This window comes from Saprospiraceae bacterium (genome assembly GCA_016713025.1).
GTDB lineage: Bacteria > Bacteroidota > Bacteroidia > Chitinophagales > Saprospiraceae > OLB9.
Genome location: JADJPZ010000004.1, coordinates 1,325,759 through 1,346,982, shown reverse-complemented (window position 1 = coordinate 1,346,982; position 21,224 = coordinate 1,325,759). Strand labels below are relative to the sequence as shown.

The window sequence follows — 21,224 nt, the reverse complement described above, 5'->3', positions numbered from 1 at the left end:
TATGACCTGGATAAAAACAAACCTTCAGGGAGTGTGGGTTTTTGAACCTCGAGTATGGAAAGATCAAAGAGGTTACTTTGTTGAAACATATAATGCTTCAGGATTACCTGATGAGCTTCGGGACATTTCTTTTGTACAGGACAACGAGGCAGCATCTGTTAGAGGTGTTTTACGTGGCTTACATTATCAATTGCCGCCTCATGCTCAATCAAAATTAGTAAGAGTCGTACAGGGTGAAGTTCTCGATGTGATTGTGGATATAAGAAAAGGATCACCTACTTTTGGTCAACACCTTACTGTGATACTCAATGATATACAAAAAAAGCAACTGTTCGTCCCTAAAGGATTTGCTCATGGCTATGTAGTCCTGTCTCCGACAGCTATATTTGCATACAAGTGTGATGCTTTTTACAATTTTAGTGCAGAAGCAGGCATTAAATTTGATGATGCTGGTTTGGGAATAGACTGGTTGTTACCTGCTGATGAGTGTTTAGTATCTGAAAAAGACAGGAACTTACCCAACTTTGATCAGCATATCCCTTTTACTGTGTAATTAAAAATTTCCTTGATTTACCAATGATGTATGATCAATATCGAATGAAAATATCACAAAAATATTGTCATATGGTATCTTTACCTGTTTATAATCGTTTACCAGCCTTTTTATTCTATGAACTTCTTTTTATGGAACTTAATTTGGTGAAATGATCATGAAAAAAATAAAAATAGCTGTACTTGGTGCCGATGGTCAGTTGGGCCAGGAGTTTAGGTTTTTGCATCAGAGTTATGAATACATGAACTTTGATTTTTTTTCAAGGGATGATTGCGATATAGCTGATCAGGAAGCCGTGAGGTCAGTATTGCAATCTGAAAATTTTGATTATGTAATCAATTGCGCTGCATATACTGCAGTGGATAAAGCAGAAAGCGAGCAGGAGAAATGTTTTTTGATCAATGCCAAGGCATGTCAATATATTTGCAATGCTATTAAGGGAAGACCTGTCAGACTGGTGCATTTTTCATCCGATTATGTTTACCATGTCTATGATGGATTTCCACTCAGGGAAACCGAAACATGTAATCCTTCCGGTATGTATGCCAAGTCGAAACTCAAAGGTGAAAATATCATCAGGGCAAGCGAAACAGAAGCCTTGATATTGAGGACTTCATGGGTAGTTTCTTCTTTTGGTCACAATTTTGTCAAAACTATGCTCAAATTGGGTAAGGATAAAAGTGTACTTAATGTTGTAAATGATCAGTTAGGAGCCATTACGTATGCAAGACACCTTGCTTCAGCGGTGCTGGATATCATTACTGCCATGACTTCTGAAAGTGCTGATCAAAGGCTTTTCAATCAAACTTATAATTTTTCAAGTGAGGGCATCACCTCCTGGTATGACATAGCTGATCGCATCATGAAAGATGAAGGTCTGAGTTGTAAAGTACAGCCTATTACAACAGCAGAATATCCCACTCCGGCTGTAAGACCTTTATGGAGTGTGATGGCCAAAAACAAAATCAGAGAAGCTTATGGGCTGGAGATACCACACTGGTACACGGCACTGAAAGAATGCTTTGCGGCTATTAAAATAGACCAGTAAGATACATCCATTATATTTTTACCTCAAAGGAAATTCCTGTACCAGTTTAAAAAGAAATTCTGAAAAAATTTCTGGTCTGGAGATGATTGCAATAAGTATGCCTGCTACTGCTCCATAAAAGTGGGCTTCATGATCGATCATGTCATTTTGATTTCTGGATGCCCAGGTACTGTACCAAAGGTACAATACTCCGAAAACAATGGCAGGAAGAGGTACAATGGCAAACAAATACAAATTGTGCCAGGGAAATAACAAAATATATGTGAAAATAATCCCTGATACGCCTCCCGAAGCCCCTACGCTGGCAAAATAGAAGTTTTCCTTATGTTTAAAATAAGTAGGAACATCACCCATGATGATGATAAGCAGATAGGTGATGATGTACAAAATTAGCCCTCCCGGTGTACCAAAATGATATATTAAATAGCTCTCTACCAGACCGCCAAACTGGTATAAAACAAACATATTGACAAAGAGGTGCATATAATCACCATGGACAAATCCTGAAGTAAGCCACCTATAGTACTGTCCTTTGTTGTATTCAGTTGCAGGATGATGTTTGAGACTATCAAATAGTCTTTTATCATTGAAACACAATATTGAGATGATACAGGTGACGATGACCAGGATTAATGTTGCACTCATTTGAAGGTAATATAATATAAAATTAATGCGTCAAAAGTAATTAATAAAACATAATGGCTGGAATTTGAAGAAACAATAATACTTTCACATGTGTAAAAAAAATTCTGATGTGAATGTCAAAAGTACAATCTAATCAATGGTTTCTCAGAATATTATTTTTAATTTTCTGATTCTTGCGTTGAGAGATGGGATATGGTGTGTATAACATATTGCACTTTTGTGAAAAAAATTAACTTGCTACATTTGCCTATACATACCCCCAACCCCTTATATGTTTGCATTTTAAAAATTAATGGTTTCAAGATAAACAAATAATTTATAACTTGGCGGTTGAAGGGGAACACCCCTTGATACTTAGATATCGTCCTTTAGTGTCCCTTTCGCCAAGCTTAATCATGAGGTATAACTTGATACATTGATATCGTATAATATAAGGGAATGTAAGGCTTGACACTTTTTTTAACACATTTTAAAGTAATTTATGTATGAAAGTTGGATTTGGAGGACTGGACGCAAGTAAAGGTTATTGTGATTTCAGTTTAATTTCGAAGGGTAATGAATTTACCAATCGCAGGATGAATTTTATTGATAATCAATCCGGTCTTGATGAACTCAAAAGTCTTATCACAGGCACTTTTGTCTATTGATAAAATTTATTTGGCTATTGAAAGTACCGGTGGGTATGAAAACAATTGGTATAATCAATTGGTAAGTTTTGATAAGCGAATCATCATGTTCAGGATTAATCCGTTGCGGACACATCATGAGTCAAAACGAATATGCATCGCAATATTAATGACGCCATCAGTAGTGAAATTATAGCTAGGCATGTATCTGAAAATTATGAGGAACTAGAGAAAGCCAAGCCTAGATCCTTACATTTTTATACTGCGAAACAGATGCACAAAACTATACAAGGATTTATTAAACAAAAGACGAGAAATATCAACCAACTTGAGAAAGTAGTGTATAGTTGTATTCCTGGTCTTTTAACTTTTAGTAAAAATGGCATGCCAAAATACATGTATAAAGTACTTCAAAAGTATCCATCAAAGGCAAAGATATTAAATGCGAAAACAGCTTCATTGGCTAAAATCAAAGGGTTAACCATGGAGAAGGCTGAGGCCATCCAAAAAGCGGTGAAGCTAGATTCAGGGTCGGGTAATACGATACTTACTGAGCTAAATATTAAAACATTGGCCCAAACTATTAACTTATTCTCCACCCAGATCAAAGAACTTCAATCAGAGCTTGCTAAACACGGAGCCAACGACTTAGCGGATTTATTAGTCACAATTCCTGGTTGCGGCATCGAGTCAGCAGTGTCATTAAGCATAGAAATAGAAGATATAAATCGATTTAACAGTGCCGCATCACTTTGTTGCTATTTTGGAGTACACCCAGAAAACCATACAAGTGGTGATATATCAAAGAAACCTAAAATGAGCAAAAAAGGAAGTAGTTCATATAGGGGTACAATATACATGGTAGCTAAAAATGCGATTATGTATGACCCTTATTTTAAAGAGGTATATTCAAATCAAAGAGCGAAAGGTAAGACCTATAACGATGCTTTAGGTGTAATAATGAACAAGTTAACAAGAGTGATCTATGGTATGCTTACAAACAAAGAGGCATACGATTCATCAAAACCTAAAACACAAAAAAAACAAACCAGTAGACGCAGATCAGCAAATAGAGAAGTTGGAAAAAGAAACCGCAGATTATAAGGCAGAGCTAGAAAAGATGCAAAACGCACCAGTTTCTCGAAGAGCAGAAAATAAAATAAAAAAGGCAATGGAAGAGTCTCAAAACTCAATTGAAGAGTTGCGCACGAGATCAAAACCATTACCAAGTGCAAACATATAAATTTGTTTGAACTTGGTAATAAAAAACACCGCCAAATATTATAAAATCAACGGTATAACTAAAGGGGAATGCAGCGCTTTTATTAGGAGAATTGGGCGGTAGCGAAGAAGAAAAGGGAGTGTAAGAAAGATTGTGTAAACTAGTATCAAGGAGTTAGGCTTCCATCTGTGGGGGGTACCCCCCACAGATGGAAAATTTTTTAATATGTTTGTGCGACCAAGTACAGACACATTTTTTAACCTAACAAATTTAATAGTTATGCAAAGTAACAAATTTAATCTTAATCTCTCTGAATTTCTTCAGGATGTCAAGTCTCTTAATGATTTTGACAATGTTATGAATGGCCTTTACAAAGATGGCATTCAAGAACTTTTAAAAAGCTGAACTAAGTCATCATTTAGGCTATTCAAAACACTCGCCCGATGGGATTAATTCAGGTAATTCCCGGAATGGGTCTTATAAGAAAAAGATACGCACTACACAAGGACAGGTAGAGTTGGATATTCCACGGGATCGTAACGGTGAATTTGAGCCTATCATTGTTCCCAAGGGCCAAACTACCACTGAGAAAGTAGAATCTGTCATTACATCTCTTTACAGCAGAGGTATGAGCACCGATGACATAACAGCTCAAATTCAGGAAATTTATGGCTTAGACGTTTCTAAAACCTTTGTTTCAGATATTACAAACAAAATGATTCCGGCTATCCAGGAATGGCAAAACAGACCTTTGGATAATACTTATTACATCGTTTGGATGGATTGTATTTGTTTTAAAATCCGGCAGGATAATAAAATCATCAACAAGAGTATTTATATCGTTATAGGACTGAAAACCAATGGGATCAAAGAAGTTTTGGGCATCTGGATGAGCGCCAACGAGTCTGCCGCGTTTTGGCTTTCTGTCTTAAATGAGCTCAAAGACAGGGGCGTTAAAAAGATGCTCATTGCATGCACTGACAATCTTACAGGATTCACTCAGGCCATTCAAACTGCTTTCCCCGATACCGTATCCCAGCTTTGTATCGTTCATCAAATCAGAAACTCTATGAAGTTTGTCCCATGGAAAGATAGAAGGGCCTTCCTGGCTGATTTAAAAACTGTTTATGCCGCTTTAAATATGGAAACTGCTCTCATTGCTTTTGAAGCTTTTAAAGCAAAATGGGGGTCTAAATATGCCTATGCCATTAAAAGTTGGGAAGCAAACTGGTCAAATCTATCTCCCATGTTTCAGTATCCTACTAACATTCGTAAAATTATGTATACCACTAATACCATTGAAGGCCTCAACAGAGCCATCAGAAAATTTACCAAAACCAAAACACTTTTTCCAAATGATCAGGCAGCCTTGAAATCTGTATATCTTGCTATTCAGCAAATTCAAGTTAAATGGACAATGCCAATTCATAACTGGCATATTACTCATAATGAAATTTTAATTATCTTTGAGGATAATTTGATTCAGCCATAATTCTTTGAAGTTTTGTTTACACAAAATATTTTACAGCCTCTTTCCAAATGATCAGGCAGCCTTGAAATCTGTATATCTTGCTATTCAGCAAATTCAAGTTAAATGGACAATGCCAATTCATAACTGGCATATTACTCATAATGAAATTTTAATTATCTTTGAGGATAATTTGATTCAGCCATAATTCTTTGAAGTTTTGTTTACACAAAATATTTTACAGCCTCTATTTGGCGGTGTTTTTTATTACCAAGTTCAAACAAATTTATATGTTTGCACTTGGTAATGGTTTTGATCTCGTGCGCAACTCTTCAATTGAGTTTTGAGACTCTTCCATTGCCTTTTTTATTTTATTTTATTTTCTGCTCTTCGAGAAACTGGTGCGTTTTGCATCTTTTCTAGCTCTGCCTTATAATCTGCGGTTTCTTTTTCCAACTTCTCTATTTGCTGATCTGCGTCTACTGGTTTGTTTTTTTTTTGTTTTAGGTTTTGATGAATCGTATGCCTCTTTGTTTGTAAGCATACCATAGATCACTCTTGTTAACTTGTTCATTATTACACCTAAAGCATCGTTATAGGTCTTACCTTTCGCTCTTTGATTTGAATATACCTCTTTAAAATAAGGGTCATACATAATCGCATTTTTAGCTACCATGTATATTGTACCCCTATATGAACTACTTCCTTTTTGCTCATTTTAGGTTTCTTTGATATATCACCACTTGTATGGTTTTCTGGGTGTACTCCAAAATAGCAACAAAGTGATGCGGCACTGTTAAATCGATTTATATCTTCTATTTCTATGCTTAATGACACTGCTGACTCGATGCCGCAACCAGGAATTGTGACTAATAAATCCGCTAAGTCGTTGGCTCCGTGTTTAGCAAGTTCTGATTGAAGTTCTTTGATCTGGGTGGAGAATAAGTTAATAGTTTGGGCCAATGTTTTAATATTTAGCTCAGTAAGTATCGTATTACCCGACCCTGAATCTAGCTTCACCGCTTTTTGGATGGCCTCAGCCTTCTCCATGGTTAACCCTTTGATTTTAGCCAAAGAAGCTGTTTTCGCATTTAATATCTTTGCCTTTGATGGATACTTTTGAAGTAATTTATACATGTATTTTGGCATGCCATTTTTACTAAAAGTTAAAAGACCAGGAATACAACTATACACTACTTTCTCAAGTTGGTTGATATTTCTCGTCTTTTGTTTAATAAATCCTTGTATAGTTTTGTGCATCTGTTTCGCAGTATAAAAATGTAAGGATCTAGGCTTGGCTTTCTCTAGTTCCTCATAATTTTCAGATACATGCCTAGCTATAATTTCACTACTGATGGCGTCATTAATATTGCGATGCATATTCTTTTTGACTCATGATGTGTCCGCAACGGATTAATCCTGAACATGATGATTCGCTTATCAAAACTTACCAATTGATTATACCAATTGTTTTCATACCCACCGGTACTTTCAATAGCCAAATAGATTTTATCAATAGACAAAAGTGCCTGTGATAAGACTTTTTTGAGTTCATCAAGACCGGATTGATTATCAATAAAATTCATCCTGCGATTAGTAAATTCATTACCCTTCGAAATTAAACTGAAATCACAATAACCTTTACTTGCGTCCAGTCCTCCAAATCCAACTTTCATACATAAATTACTTTAAAATGTGTTAAAAAATGTCAAGCCTTACATTCCCTTATATTATACGATATCAATGTATCAAGTTATACCTCATGATTAAGCTTGGCGAAAGGGACACTAAAGGACGATATCTAAGTATCAAGGGGTGTTCCCCTTCAACCGCCAAGTTATAAATTATTTGTTTATCTTGAAACCATTAATTTTTAAAATGCAAACATATAAGGGAATGAGGGTAGCGGGGAGGAAAATATGAATTTGTGCAATTTGTTATACACACGAAAATTTGAACTTGAATGATCTGAACGATTAGTTACGCAAAGCCTGATCTGGTAGTTCTTTATTTTTATTGCAGTGGACAGATTTTTGAAAGGATAAATGACCTGACGAAACTGAATTGTGCTCAACTTATTTACTTAACTCTTTAATCATTCTGTTCCCTCTGTTGATGATACCTGACGACCCAAACTCAAGCTGGTCGCTTATGGCGAGAATCAATTCTTCTTTTAGTTCAGGAATTTCTTTTGCAATTTTGGTACACACCGACATACTGAATGCTCTGATAGCTGCAGGATACTTCGGATGTATGATATATTTAAAACATATTTCGAAAATTTCTCCCTGATACTCTTCCGGGACTTTCATAGTTTGCCACGTTCTGACTGTATTCCTGATTATAGCATCATGCGGTGGATTTTGGAGATAGTTGATCATGTCAGGGAGATAGGGATACATCATTTCAGGATTTTTTTTACCCAATATTCCCACAGACCATGCTGCTCTTTGACAAATTCTCAGGTTTGGATCAAAAAAGCATGCCATGAGTTCGCCCAATTTGTCAGGATTTGCCTGAACACAATGTACAATACTATCGGTAATGGCCTTACTGTGTTCTGTAAGCAAATGAGCCCTGATATTCATAATTTAATATTTATCCAGAATGCCTTTTTCTAAAGGTGTGTTGCCCTCTTTCATCCAAATCGGCAAAGGACCATCCATGAGATAATGTTTGAAAAATTGCTCTAACCGGATATTGAAATCAAGACGATTCTGCCATTTAACAGGCCAGTGTGGTTCACCATTGTAATTGAGAAGCCATGCGGGTTTGCCCAATCTTCGGAGTGCCATGTAGTACTCAATACCCTGATACCAGGGCACAGCTCCGTCTTCATCATTATGCATGATGAGAACCGGGGTCATGACATTGGTCATCTCATAGATCGGAGAGTTTTTATGGTATAGGCCTACATTGTCCCATAAAGAAACTCCCAGCCTGGATTGAGCCTTTTCATACTGAAACATCCTGCTCATCCCTGATTCCCACCTTATGCCACCATAGGCGCTTACCATATTGACGACCGGTGCACCAGACTCCGCACATTTGTACCTGCCAGTCTTGGTGAGAAGGTATGCTATCTGATATCCACCCCAACTGTGCCCTTGGAGTGCCATTCGGCTTTCATCGATATATCCTTTTTTTAGCAGTTCGTCGACTCCGCTTTCTACGGCATTGAAGCAATCTTCTCCGGGTTGACCTGTCAAATATTTGATGTCAGGATTGAATATTACGAAGCCCTGATTGGTATAATAGGTGTAATTGATAGTGGATCTGTTTGCTTCCGGAGCACTGTGCTTGTATATCCCTTCAGATGATTTTTCATAAAAATTTACGATGAGAGGATATTTTTTTTCGGGATCAAATCCTGGAGGAAAAAACACCATACCATTGTTTTTTTGACCTCTGAGATTTTTCCAGGAGAACGATTTTGCAGTACCCCAACCATAGTTGATTTGTTGAGGATTAGCATCAGAAATCTTCTTGTGCATACTGAAATCTTTATTACTCAACAAAAGATCCGGAAAGGTTTGGAAATTTTCCTGTGTAAAGATATATGTATCTTCTTTGGCAGCTTTCAATACATTTTTTGTTAATGAAATAGCTCCACTCAATGATTTGGTTATTTGTCCTGATGTCAAATCTAACCACGAGTAGGACTCTTCACGAGTATCTTCATTGTGTTGATGCAGCAATAACGGTACATCCTGATCTATATATCTGATGTCAGGATCTGGCTGTATTACTCTATGGATAGTTTTGCTTTCCCTGCCGTTTGTCAGATTGGTATAGTTGAATGCATCTTTGGGGTCAATCCTATATATATCATATCTGTCATATACTAAAGCAATAGAGTCATTTTTCAGCCATCCTGCAATACCGTAGCCTTCTGCAAGGGAGGGTGTATCATGCTCCTCATCATGAAATCTGGAAATCGACCATAACCCAAGATATCCGAGTGCTGAAGTTTGGGTGTCATATGTTTTCCAGATAGAATCCTGTCTGCTCCACCAGTATAGGTATCTTCCACCTGCCGAAAATGCGGGGTTTCCGGATTCAGCACTACCGATTTTGACCTTGTTTTTCAAGGCAGTATCATAAAGGTACATGTCTTTCAAAAGTTCACCCTGCCACGTGACTGCTTTCTGATATGGTGTTGAATGAAGTAACAGAAAATATCTGCCATCTCCCCTCACAGACTGTACACTTTTGTCGAATTCAATATCTTCAAACTGATGAAAATCTGAACTTTCAGTATCATACATCACACCAAATGTTTTTTTTCTGTCGCTCTCTATCGATGCTTCCATTTGCGTATATAGTCGTGGTGAGTCGTGGTGCCATATCTCGACATTCACGATTTCATCTTCGAGTTTGGTGGTGTCTTTTTCAGGAAGTAGGGGAGCAATGCCAAAAAATAGTCTTTTACCCGATTCTGTCCATGTCAATTTTTGATTGGAGCTGATGACATGACCTTCGGGCATAATGAATTTTTCTGAAATATCAACAGCAACAGGTGCATTTGGATTGCCGGCATATAATCTATAAGGTTTTTGGGCTTTTTCAGATTTTTGGTCAGTAGCGAGAAAAGCCCATTGTTGCCCTTTTTGATCGATACTGAGATTGGTCACTTCAGTTTTGTTTTCTGTGACTAAAGTGACTTCTCTGTTTTGAAGGTTTTTGATATATACATCATAACTTGGTACACTGTCACCACGACATACAGAATATAATATAAATGGTTGCTTTTCAGCCATTACAAAATCTTTGATATATCTGATTGTATCATTTTCACCTGATCCCAGATTTCTCACTATGAGATTATGATTTTCGCAAACAAGTTTTTTTCTAGGTTCATTGAACTTTAAACTGTCTTTGGTTTCATTGTTTTTTTCTTTGATTGTGTAAGCCACATATCCTGTGTATTTTGCAGGGATATTGAAATCCTTAACATCTGCAATGGTGGTTTTTTCTAATGTTTTAATATTAAAAATGGTCAGACTGTCTGTTGGCATTTTATCTTTAGGTGTTTTTTTTCTCTTCAAAGTTCTGATGCTGTCATAAGACAGGCCATGTGCTATCACGACATACTCTCCGTTGGGATCCTGCATGTGTTTCACTACTCTGTCAAAATGGTGACTGGTGTTTTTTGCCCTGTCAAAAATCAATAGTTGTTTATCTCCGACTTCTTTGTCCAATGTATAGGTTACTATTTGGGCCGAATCAGAGATTTTCACATTCTTTAATCTATTCCATTCACTATAAACAGACGGAGTCATTTTTTTACTGCCCTGACTTATTATTTTAAAGGGATTGACTATTGTAAAGAGTAGAAACAGAAAGACTATATGCTGATATTTATGGAATGAATCTGGATTTTTCATTTGACTTATCTTTGGTTGCAAATGTAGAAATTTATTGATACCAGCTTGATAAAAAAGTGCAGAAACTTAATATTTTTTAGTATATCCCCAAATTGCACTATATTATATAATTTTTAAGTTTAAAATTTAGTGTATTATCCTAGTAGATAAGAGTTAAAGGGTGGGACGTCTCAAGCGTAGCTTGACAGGCTCTTCAGAATGAGGGTAGCGGGCAGTTTAAACAATTTTAGTGCAAAAATGTGATACACCCATTATTTGTAAGTTTCTAATGCTACTTTGTCAAATTATACGGGCTTTCCTATTTATTGGAAACTGTTGGGTTAACCCAACAATTGTGACCCTAATTTACCCATACATTTATCCTTAACTATGGAAAAAATTCAGGTTTCAATGTGAATAATAGAAAAAAATGAAGCTTGATTCATCATACATTCTAGATTTAGCTCATATAACTATTTTGTAATAAAAGTATGTTTAAATTTTTATTGCCTTAAAATCAATGTATTATGAACCTGAATTCAAAATAATTGCCCTATTAAGTTCACCTGCCCGCCTATTATCATAGTTGTCAGGCAAGCTAAATGCGTTGATTATTTTATCGTCAGAACCATAATCTCTTGATTTGCAAGTAAGAAAAATTTTAAACATACTCTAACTTTTCAATCCTTGTGTTATGGATTAGTGGAAAAAGTCAATTTTTTCCTTTAAAAAAATGGGTTCCTTGAAAACTACTTAGATACATCCTGCACAGTAAATCCTTTGCTGGCTATATTTTGGCCTGAAATAATGCTGCAATAATAATAAAGTCCTGATAATTGTAAGTCAGGAGTGAATGTTAATTGTTTTATTCCGAAGAGTGGAGGGACAAATTTAGAAGTGTAAACCAATTTTCCGTCACTACCGAAAAGATTTAAAGTCAACTCCTCGGTATCGGGACTGAGATAGTCAATAGTGATTGTACCTTCATTAAATCTGATTTGGGTTATCTTTAGATCACCGACAGGGGATAATTCTTTACTGCAATTATCTTTCAATAATATATTGAGGCTATTCAAAATATTCATACGACCTTCTGAAACTGTCTTTTTCGAAAGTGAATTCTTTTTGTCAACTCCAGCCATCAATGCTTCCTTGACTTTAAGCACAGATGATTTTGAATCTTTTGAGACTATATCATGGAAAGCTTCACATTTGATGGAGAAAAGCAAAGCTGCCGCACCCGCAACCATAGGTGTTGAAAGTGATGTTCCAGAATCAGTTCTGTATTTTCCTTTTGTTGTTAACTCAGTGGTTAAAATGGATTCACCAGGAGCTGAAATGTCCACACTTAAACTTCCGAAACCTCTAGAAGCGATTTCGTCAGCTTTATTGGTACTGCTAACTACCAGTAAGTAGTTACTGAGGCATGTTGAAGGCATGTCTCCTACTACTTCGACATTGTCATTATCATTGGTAGTAGCAACTACATTCAGCATACCTTGAATCCCAAGATTGTCGTACAAGCCACACCAGATCGGATGATCACTGGCGAATGCTTTTGGCAGACCACCTGAATAATTGGTGACAACAATATTTGCTCCTTTATTGCCTCCTGAGCTGATATACGCCGATTTCTCTGCCAAAAGATATTGGTATCCCTTGATGACATCACTAACGAAATTGCCTATAGTTACTGGCAAAATTTTCACATTCCAACTGATACCTGAAATTCCTAGCTGGTTATTTCCTTTTGCCCCCATAACACCAATTACATTAGTGCCGTGGCTTGTTAGATCATGTGTTCCATTGCTATTTTTTATGTTCCAACCATTCACATCATCTTTCCAACCATTTCCATCATTATCTATTCCATCTCTTACGATTTCATCTGGATTAATATATATATTGTCTTTAAGGTCTTCATGAGTAATTTCAAACCCTTCATCTATGACCCCGATCACAATTTCCTTGCCAGCAAAGTTTTTGCCTCCAGTCACCAAATCCCAGGCTTGAAAAGCCTTTATAGTTTCAAGGTAATACTGATCTCCAGTACGTGTATCGTTAGGCTTGATTCTGGAGTCAAGTCTATAATTATACTCTAAAGCTTCAACACCTCCTTCTTTCCTGCAATATTCATAAATATAACTATCGTCAATACTTCCAGTGATCAAAAAAAGGTCACTACCTACTCCTAAATTTTCATATTTGATTTCTGCTGCTCTAGCTGAATTTAATTTAGATTTAATAGATTTCACTTTTTTTCTGTACACTTTATGATGATGCCATTTGTGGGTGTACCATTACCAGCATACAAACAAATAGATAACAAAGTGAAAAGGCAGATTGGTATAATTCTCATATGTTTTAAGTTGCTTTACATCCTGTTTTGAATAACATCAATTAATATTGTATGTTTTTTACTAACGGAATCAAATTTGATAAATTGTACAATTTGAAAAAAAATAATCGCAAATTGAAAAAATAATTTTTCTCGATATCAATATATATATGGCTACTAATCATCGACTTACCTATAATATCTTATTCTGAAAGAAAGCGACTAACCTAATAAACATGAGAGGATGTTTTTTTTCTATATTTTCTATGCTTTTATAGGATTGGCGTGAGTCAATATCTACGATTACTTTCCCCAATCAAAGCTTGTGCCTCCATTAATTACTGTCATCACACCAAATATGATAGCCGGAACCAAAGCCAATCCTGCCATTAAAATAAAATATATTTTCCCAATTTTTGATGATTCTATCTTTTCAGCTATCAGGGAGATGATCAGGATTGAGCTAAAAATAGGAACAGCTATAAATGTTAACAATGTTGCCAGATATTCATTGCTTGCCCAGAATATTGTAAATATTATCGCTTCAGCAATAAGAATTTCTTTATAATATTTCATGGCTAATAATATTGATAATTATGACCTTCCAAGTGTTACAGAAGAAAAGAATCATAAATGATTTTATGTTCGATATGGCGGATTTACAGGAAATTCTTATTTTTTGATTTAAAGTTTGTTCAAAATGGCTTCAGCATCGCTATTGATTTTATCAAAAGCACTGGTTCTTAGGAATGAAAATGTCTTCCACGAGCTGTAATAAAACCTTAGCCAAATGCCGCTTAAAAAAGAAATCAATATGATATATATAGGTAAACCCAACACAAAAATAGTGGTTATCAAAATAAGATAATATATCAACAGCAATGCCAGGTCTGCCACCATCAGGATCGAAGATTTAAATTCCAGCGCCTTAACATTTTTTTTCATAAAAGCATAACCCGCTGCCAAGGGAACAAAATGGAAAATAAGACCGGCCAAAGCAGGTATAAAACCGATGATCAATAATAAAAGATTAATAATATTAAAAGGTTTTTTCTTTAGATCTTTAAATTTTACACCTTTTGACTTGATATTTTTTTCAAAAACACGCAATTCTTCTGAGATCATTTGACACTTTTCATCATCCAGATTGTCAGTTTTTTTAGCGAGTAAGATCGCTTTGTCCAGCATTTCAGATGAATTTGAGTAAATAGGAGAGTATTTTTCGTCATGTGACAAATTCTGAAGTATGCTCAGCTTCTCAAAAATATGAATTCTTTCCTGGTGCTCGAGATGGATTACATTTTTTTTCATTGCACAAAAAACATCATCGAGGATTTTGTGATGGCCGGAGTTTTTGTCTGTATTATATTCTGTGATGTAGTTGCTCACCTTGACGGGTTGGCCAATGCGAAGCATGATCACTTCATTAAAACTCAAAAACTGGCTGAAATTGATTCCTACAGGTAAGATTTCCAGTTCAGATTCCGGATTTTGTTCCATGGACTGAAAGGCAATCCTTGAGATACCCTTCTGCAGCGGCCTGAGTTGTTTGATACTTTGAGTATTGCCTTCTGCAAAAATAAGAAGATTGTGGTTATTTTTCAATACCTGAAGGCTTTCATCTATAGATTGATTGTTTTCACGAAGTCTTGAAAATCCATCTTTAAATCTGAAAACCGGAATCTGGTTGGTGCCTCGCAGTAAAGGTTTCAGAAATGGGTTGTCGAAGACATCTCCTCGCACCAGAAAATGAAGCGGTTTTGGGAAAAAACATGCCATGATGAGTGGCTCCAGAAAACCACTTGGATGATTACTGGCTATAAGCTGAGGCTTGGAATGTTGTACATACTCCGTACCCGTGATATAAATTTTTTGGAAAAATATTCTAAGAGTAAATCCCACCAGAACGCGAAGAAAACTATATAACATATCGATCTAATAACTACTTTTGCACCGTAAAGCTAATAAAAGCTGCATGTCTGGTATCATAAGTGATCAAAATAAATTTTTAATTGTCGTTGCCGGTCCGACTGGTATTGGAAAATCTGCACAGTCAATGAAACTGGCGCGAAGGTTTGATGCAGAAATTTTTTCGGCAGACAGCAGACAGATTTATAAGGAGATGACGATAGGTACCGCAAAGCCATTACAGCAAGAATTAAATGAAATCAGACACCATTTTATCGACGAAATCAGTGTGCATGAGCCTTATTCTGTGGGTAAATATGTTGCCGATTTTCATCAAAGACTGGAAAAATATTTTTTAAATCATGACATTGCAGTCGTCACAGGTGGTACAGGCCTGTATATCAATGCTGTTCTTCAGGGAATAGATACATTTCCGGATGTACCGGCAGAGGTAGCTATTGAAATCAATAAATGGTATCATGATTTTGGTATCACGTATATCCAGGATCAATTGCGAGAACATGACCCTGAATATTTCCATAAAGTGGACATTCAGAATCCACGAAGAATTTTAAGAGCTCTGGGAGTAGTTAAAGCTTCAGGACAACCATATTCTTCATTTTTGGGCAGGGTGGCGGAAAATAACATTCCTTTTCATGTCATACAGATACTGCTTGAATTGCCAAGAGAAATTTTGTACAATCAAATCAACAATAGGGTAGATCAAATGCTTGCAACAGGACTGGAACAAGAGGCCAGGAATCTTTACCATCATAGACATCTGAGAGCCTTACAGACTGTAGGATATACAGAAATGTTTGATTACATTGATGGCAAGCAAGACCTTATCAAGGCAATTGACTTGATCAAACAAAATTCACGACGCTATGCCAAAAGGCAAATTACTTGGTTTAAAAAGTACGGCAACTGGATTTGTTTTCATCCTATGTCAGATGAAGATATTTTTAAGCATATCAGCGATGTCACCGGAAATAATATATAAGCGTTTAACCAATTTCATCCCAGCTACTACTGTTCGATGATTTAATTTTTTTTGGAAAGACCTTTTTTTTAAAAAACTGGTCATTTATTTTGACTATGGATTTGTTAAAATTTTATTAAAGTATTAGACGTTATTGATCATGCCGAAACTAATCTTCTATATATTTGTTGCAACAAATGTTAATTATTTTTTTTTACAATTAAAATTTAAATTCAAATGAAGTTTTTATTATTTATCGCAAGTATGATGATCTCATCTTTAGGAATGCAAGCCCAGATGGCTAAAGCTGTCAATGTTGCAACATCAAATGTAGTGTGGAAAGGAGCGAAAGTCACAGGAACACATGACGGCAATGTAAAATTTAAATCAGGCAGCCTTACTTTTAATGGCGATGTCCTGACCGGTGGGGACCTTGTTGTGGACATGACAACCATTGAAGTCACTGACTTACAAGGCAAAGGAAAAACAAATCTGGAAGGTCACTTAAAGTCAGATGATTTTTTTGGTGTAGCGAAGAACCCGACAGCTACTATCAAATTTACAAAAGTAACTTCAAGAGGAGTGGCAGGTGAATATAAAATTACAGCCAATATCACGATCAAAAATACAACTAAAGAAATTAAATTTAATGCCACTGCAAAAGATGGTAAAGGCATGGCTACTATTAAATTGGACAGATCAGATTTTGATATTCGCTATGGTTCAGGATCATTCATTGACAATCTGGGTGACAAAACCATTTATGATGAGTTTGACCTTACTGTGGCTTTGACTTATTAATTTAAAAGACAAAGTAATTTTTTTTTTATATACTGGTAATAATTTTTTTTAGAAGTTTCTTAAAAATTCTACTTGTTATTTTTTTCATAAATTAAAAATAAAATTACTTTTGCCAAAGAATTAATAATGAACAAAAGAGTTCGCGAGGAAATTTGAAAGATTTAATAAAGATAAACAGGTGTTAGCCTGAAACGAGACAGTAGTTTTTTTCATAGTTAGAGGGTCGGGTCGCCGGATTCGACCCCTTTCAAATAAAAAAAATAACGTCTGTGAACTTTAGTTTCTGATTTCATGTTTATAATATATTAATGCAAAGATATAAATATCATTATTTAAAGAGACAGTAGTTTTTTTCATAGTTAGAGGGTCGGGTCGCCGGACTCGGCCCCTTTCAAAAAAAAAGAAACAACGTCTGAGATATAAATAATGGTACTTCATAAAGAGACAGTAGTTTTTTCATAGTTAGAGGGTCGGGTCGCCGGACTCGGCCCCTTTCAAAAAAAAAGAGACAACGTCTGAGACTTATGAAATAATAATTATTGGCTGATACCTTGTCAAAAGTTGTCAGCCATTTTTTTGTCTGCAAGACAAATTTTGGAGCATATAGAAATTTCTTTCCCAAATTAATTATAATTTCTCACGCTAAAAATAATCAACATCCAAAATGACCGTGTAGATCATGCGATCTAAAAAATAGTATTTAAAATGTCAATTATACCTATTTTTTTGTTGAAATTAGGTCGGAACAAATCAAACTTAAAAACATTTATTTCTGGATGACGATGGAACTCTTGTGAATAAATCTTCAGAAATTTTTACCTTTGTGACATCATGCTCAAAAGATTAGAAATTCAAAATTATGCGATTATAGACAAGCTGGAAATAACATTTCCTTCCGGACTTGCTATCATTACTGGTGAAACCGGTGCAGGAAAATCTATCCTGCTTGGTGCACTAGGATTGATAATGGGTAAAAGGGCAGATACTAAAGTACTTTATGATCAGGATAGAAAATGTTATGTAGAAGCAGTTTTTGATATAAGTGCATATGCTCTCAGGGATTTTTTTGTTCAACATGAACTTGATTATTTTGATGAGGCGACTATAAGAAGAGAGATTGCCCCCGGAGGTAAAAGTCGGGCATTTATCAATGATACGCCTGTGACTTTGGATATTATTCAGGATTTGTCAGATAGTTTAATAGATATTCATCAGCAGTTCGATACTTTGGATATACAGCACCCATCTTTTCAGATTAAAATGATAGATGCACTTGCGGAAAACAGACAGCATTTTGACCATTATTCAGATATATATAAATCATATAAAACTAATACTAAAAAGCTCGAAGATTTAAATGCAAAAAACAGAAATGCACATCAGGAAATCGAATATCTCAAATTTCAGATGGATGAATTCGTTCAGGCTGAGCTTAAAGAAGGCGAACAGGAAGCGTTAGAGACATTGCTTCAAAAACTTACATCTTCCGAAGATATCAAGACAAAAAGTACATTACTCAGGCACGCTCTGGAAGAAGATGAAAATGCAATTATCAATCAATTACAATCATTGATCTACCAGTTTGGCAGTATCAAAAACCTTGATAAAAATTATCAGGAGTTGTATGATCGACTGATCTCTGCCAAAGAAGAACTTTCAGATATATCAAAAGAAGCTGAAAGAATTTCTGATACTGTAGAATATGATGAAGAACAAATACAATTACTCAATAGCAGATTAAACGTCATCAACAGACTGCAAAAAAAACATGGAGTAACTGCCATGGATGAGCTTATCAAAGTAGAATTAAATATAAGAAGTAAACTTAACACTTTTTCAGATTTGTCAGGTGAGATGTTATCGTTGGAAAAGGAAATAGGATCACAGGAAAAAAAGTTGATAGATATAGCCCAAATCATCAGTAACAACAGAAAAAAAATCATTCCTGATTTTGAAAAGAAGGTACATGAACTACTGGTAGGATTATCAATGCAACATGCGTTTATTAAGGTACAAACGAGTATTTCATCAGAGTTGACATCGACAGGTATGGATATCATCAATATCCATTTTTCACCAAACAAAGGAAGTAATTTCTTACCATTGAAGGATACAGTTTCGGGTGGAGAAATGTCCAGACTCGCCTTGTGTATGAAGTCACTTGTTGCGGGCGCGACAACATTGCCTACTTTAGTATTTGACGAAATTGATTCGGGTGTGTCGGGAGATGTAGCCCAAAAAATGGGTGTAATATTGCATCGTCTTTCGAAAAAGCATCAGGTGATTTCCATCACGCATTCTCCACAAATTGCTGCAAAAGCGGAAAGCCATTATTGGGTTTATAAAACTGAAGATGCTAAGAGGACCATGACTTCTATGAAGATATTATCAGTAGATGAAAGGGTAACAGAGATAGCCAAAATGCTGAGTGGAAATCCGCCTTCAGATGTGGCACGTGCCAATGCCAGAGAGCTGATAGGATTGTAATATGCCAGGCAGCAGAATCATAAGTATCTATTTAGACTCATTCTCCGGGCTTAATCGCAATGTTTGGTTGCTCAGTTTTATCATGTTTATCAATAGGGCAGGCGCAATGGTACTGCCGTTCATGAGCCTTTATCTCACAAAGAGTTTGAATTTTTCTTTGACAGAGGCAGGATATGTGATGGCAGCATATGGAGTTGGAAGTATTTTAGGAGCTTATATGGGTGGACAACTTACAGACAGATTTGGATTTTACCATGTTCAGTTATATTCACTTATAGGAGGTAGTATCTTGCTGTTTGCACTCATATTTCTTGATGGATTTTGGTCTATTATGATATTGGTTTTTTTGTTTTCCACGGTAGCTGACTCATTACGACCGGCAAACAGCGTAGCCATTGCTTCATATTCTGAAATTGAAAACAGGACCAGATCTTTTTCTCTCATGAGATTTGCCATCAATCTTGGTTTTTCTATAGGGCCGGCTATCGGAGGCATTACGGCGGGGATGTTGGGATATAAATGGATCTTTGTTTTGGATGCCGTCACGTGTCTGATTGCTGCCATTGTTTTATATCAATTATTGCCATATGATCCATCATTGAGAGTAGCGGAAAAGAAAGAAACGATCAAAACAGGTACATCTGCGTACAAGGATTCAAAATATCTGATTTTTATTTTTTTGACCTCTATTTGGGCAATTCTGTTTTTCCAGTTATTTACCTCCGCACCAGTATATTGGAAAAATAATTTTGCTATGTCAGAAGAAATGATAGGAATTCTCTTGGCATTAAATGGGTTGATCATCGTCGTGATAGAAATGCCGGTGGTAAAGAGCATAGAACACATTACCAATTACATGCGGATGATTTCTATAGGCAGTATTTGTTTGGTTTTAAGTTTTTTAGCTTTAGTTGCAGGTCTGCCTTTTCTCTTGGCTGCCATTCTATTTATAGTTTTTATGTCCCTTGCAGAAATGTTTGCTATGCCTTTTATGACCAACTATGCTGTATCGAGACCATCTGAAGACAGAAGAGGTCAGTTTATGGCATTATATGCTATGGCGTATGGTATCGCACATATTATTGCTCCTGTATCTGGGTTGTTTCTGGCTGAAAAATATGGCTTTATAACTACTTATAGCATATTTTTGTTTGTGAGTTTGCTGGTGACAGCATCTTTTTATCTGCTACAGACATTTTTATCTCCAGATCACAGAAAATTAACATAACTGTGTTGGTAGTCAAATGAAATTAAGTACCATAAAAAAGGCACTTGAATAAAAAGGCGGATAAAATTAGTACTAAACCAAGAATTGCTGATTTTAATAACATAATACCTATAGGACTCAAATAACGAACTTGTCCCATCCATTTTAAGGGTGACTGAATGGTTGCAAAGCAAATTGAGTGAACCATTTCACTCAATAATGAAGAAACCACAAACGTCGGCTTGTGGACACATTTAGGGTGGGTAAATTTAGAGGAGTGTTATACTTGTAAAGCTTGTTCTTTTACCTCTTTAAATATAGTTTACTCATCCTTGCCTTTGCCGTCAGAAAGGTCGGGTGGAATGATCTTTTGGTTGGACGGAACACCCAATTATTCTGATGCTTTGTGTCCGGCTCAAAGTCTTAGGTGTCTCATCATTTATTATCCAATGCTGAAATTTTAAACATCTCTAATAGTAGGGTACTGCCTTATGATCAATATCAGAATCAGTAATAATATTGATCATCTATCTTTAACTTTTTCTGTATTATTTTTGGATAAAAATACACACT

Annotated in this window: 18 protein-coding genes and 1 pseudogene; 10 read left to right on the top strand and 9 right to left on the bottom strand. The window is 35.9% G+C overall.

Translation table 11 applies throughout. The features are described from left to right. Position 1: 1 nt before the first annotated feature. Positions 2 to 553: a dTDP-4-dehydrorhamnose 3,5-epimerase gene (gene rfbC, locus IPK35_12100; GenBank protein MBK8053980.1), complete on the top strand. Its 552-nt coding sequence runs from the start codon at positions 2 to 4 to the stop codon at positions 551 to 553. Positions 554 to 710: 157 nt separating this feature from the next. Next, positions 711 to 1,601, top strand: coding sequence for a dTDP-4-dehydrorhamnose reductase (gene rfbD / locus IPK35_12095; GenBank protein MBK8053979.1), 891 nt, complete (start codon positions 711 to 713; stop codon positions 1,599 to 1,601). An 18-nt stretch (positions 1,602 to 1,619) separates the two neighbouring features. Here rfbD and IPK35_12090 read toward each other — a convergent pair whose 3' ends face one another. Beyond that, positions 1,620 to 2,246: a rhomboid family intramembrane serine protease gene (locus IPK35_12090; protein ID MBK8053978.1), complete on the bottom strand. Its 627-nt coding sequence runs from the start codon at positions 2,244 to 2,246 to the stop codon at positions 1,620 to 1,622. A gap of 485 nt (positions 2,247 to 2,731) precedes the next feature. Here IPK35_12090 and IPK35_12085 point away from each other — a divergent pair, with 485 nt between their 5' ends. From IPK35_12085 to IPK35_12070, 4 genes and pseudogenes are all read left to right on the top strand, one after another. Then, positions 2,732 to 2,893 (top strand): hypothetical protein, encoded by a 162-nt coding sequence (locus tag IPK35_12085; protein MBK8053977.1) that lies wholly within the window; start codon positions 2,732 to 2,734, stop codon positions 2,891 to 2,893. Positions 2,894 to 3,025: 132 nt separating this feature from the next. Continuing rightward, positions 3,026 to 3,976 (top strand): transposase, encoded by a 951-nt coding sequence (locus tag IPK35_12080; GenBank protein MBK8053976.1) that lies wholly within the window; start codon positions 3,026 to 3,028, stop codon positions 3,974 to 3,976. Then, positions 3,951 to 4,115, top strand: a complete 165-nt coding sequence (locus tag IPK35_12075; GenBank protein MBK8053975.1) for a hypothetical protein — start codon at positions 3,951 to 3,953, stop codon at positions 4,113 to 4,115. The genes IPK35_12080 and IPK35_12075 overlap by 26 nt, the downstream gene beginning before the upstream one ends. A gap of 258 nt (positions 4,116 to 4,373) precedes the next feature. Then, positions 4,374 to 5,586 (top strand): annotated as a pseudogene (locus IPK35_12070) (IS256 family transposase). A gap of 406 nt (positions 5,587 to 5,992) precedes the next feature. On the opposite strand, the gene IPK35_12065 reads toward IPK35_12070, so the two are convergent. From IPK35_12065 to IPK35_12030, 8 genes are all read right to left on the bottom strand, one after another. After that, complete coding sequence (locus tag IPK35_12065; GenBank protein MBK8053974.1) at positions 5,993 to 6,217, bottom strand: hypothetical protein; 225 nt, start codon at positions 6,215 to 6,217, stop codon at positions 5,993 to 5,995. A 14-nt stretch (positions 6,218 to 6,231) separates the two neighbouring features. Next, positions 6,232 to 6,942 carry a transposase gene (locus IPK35_12060; protein ID MBK8053973.1) on the bottom strand — a complete coding sequence of 237 codons (711 nt, stop codon included), beginning with the start codon at positions 6,940 to 6,942 and terminating at the stop codon, positions 6,232 to 6,234. Next, positions 6,900 to 7,238, bottom strand: a complete 339-nt coding sequence (locus IPK35_12055; protein ID MBK8053972.1) for a hypothetical protein — start codon at positions 7,236 to 7,238, stop codon at positions 6,900 to 6,902. The genes IPK35_12060 and IPK35_12055 overlap by 43 nt, the downstream gene beginning before the upstream one ends. Positions 7,239 to 7,637: 399 nt before the next feature. Continuing rightward, a complete protein-coding gene (locus tag IPK35_12050) occupies positions 7,638 to 8,150 on the bottom strand; it encodes a hypothetical protein (protein ID MBK8053971.1) in 513 nt (170 codons plus the stop codon). Between the two features lie 3 nt (positions 8,151 to 8,153). Then, on the bottom strand, positions 8,154 to 10,949 hold the full coding sequence (locus tag IPK35_12045) for a S9 family peptidase (GenBank protein ID MBK8053970.1): 2,796 nt from the start codon (positions 10,947 to 10,949) through the stop codon (positions 8,154 to 8,156). Positions 10,950 to 11,677: 728 nt separating this feature from the next. Further along, entirely contained in the window at positions 11,678 to 13,183 is a 1,506-nt protein-coding gene (locus tag IPK35_12040; GenBank protein MBK8053969.1) for a S8 family serine peptidase, read from the bottom strand. Positions 13,184 to 13,569: 386 nt separating this feature from the next. Then, entirely contained in the window at positions 13,570 to 13,842 is a 273-nt protein-coding gene (locus IPK35_12035; protein MBK8053968.1) for a hypothetical protein, read from the bottom strand. Positions 13,843 to 13,950: 108 nt separating this feature from the next. After that, complete coding sequence (locus IPK35_12030) at positions 13,951 to 15,195, bottom strand: 1-acyl-sn-glycerol-3-phosphate acyltransferase (GenBank protein ID MBK8053967.1); 1,245 nt, start codon at positions 15,193 to 15,195, stop codon at positions 13,951 to 13,953. Between the two features lie 55 nt (positions 15,196 to 15,250). Here IPK35_12030 and miaA point away from each other — a divergent pair, with 55 nt between their 5' ends. The 4 genes from miaA to IPK35_12010 all read left to right on the top strand — a co-directional run bounded on the left by miaA (position 15,251) and on the right by IPK35_12010 (position 20,672). Continuing rightward, complete coding sequence (gene miaA / locus IPK35_12025; GenBank protein MBK8053966.1) at positions 15,251 to 16,177, top strand: tRNA (adenosine(37)-N6)-dimethylallyltransferase MiaA; 927 nt, start codon at positions 15,251 to 15,253, stop codon at positions 16,175 to 16,177. Positions 16,178 to 16,393: 216 nt separating this feature from the next. Then, on the top strand, positions 16,394 to 16,957 hold the full coding sequence (locus IPK35_12020; protein ID MBK8053965.1) for a YceI family protein: 564 nt from the start codon (positions 16,394 to 16,396) through the stop codon (positions 16,955 to 16,957). A gap of 831 nt (positions 16,958 to 17,788) precedes the next feature. Continuing rightward, complete coding sequence (gene recN, locus IPK35_12015; protein ID MBK8053964.1) at positions 17,789 to 19,444, top strand: DNA repair protein RecN; 1,656 nt, start codon at positions 17,789 to 17,791, stop codon at positions 19,442 to 19,444. Between the two features lies 1 nt (position 19,445). Next, positions 19,446 to 20,672 carry an MFS transporter gene (locus IPK35_12010; GenBank protein MBK8053963.1) on the top strand — a complete coding sequence of 409 codons (1,227 nt, stop codon included), beginning with the start codon at positions 19,446 to 19,448 and terminating at the stop codon, positions 20,670 to 20,672. The last annotated feature ends 552 nt before the right edge of the window (positions 20,673 to 21,224 follow it).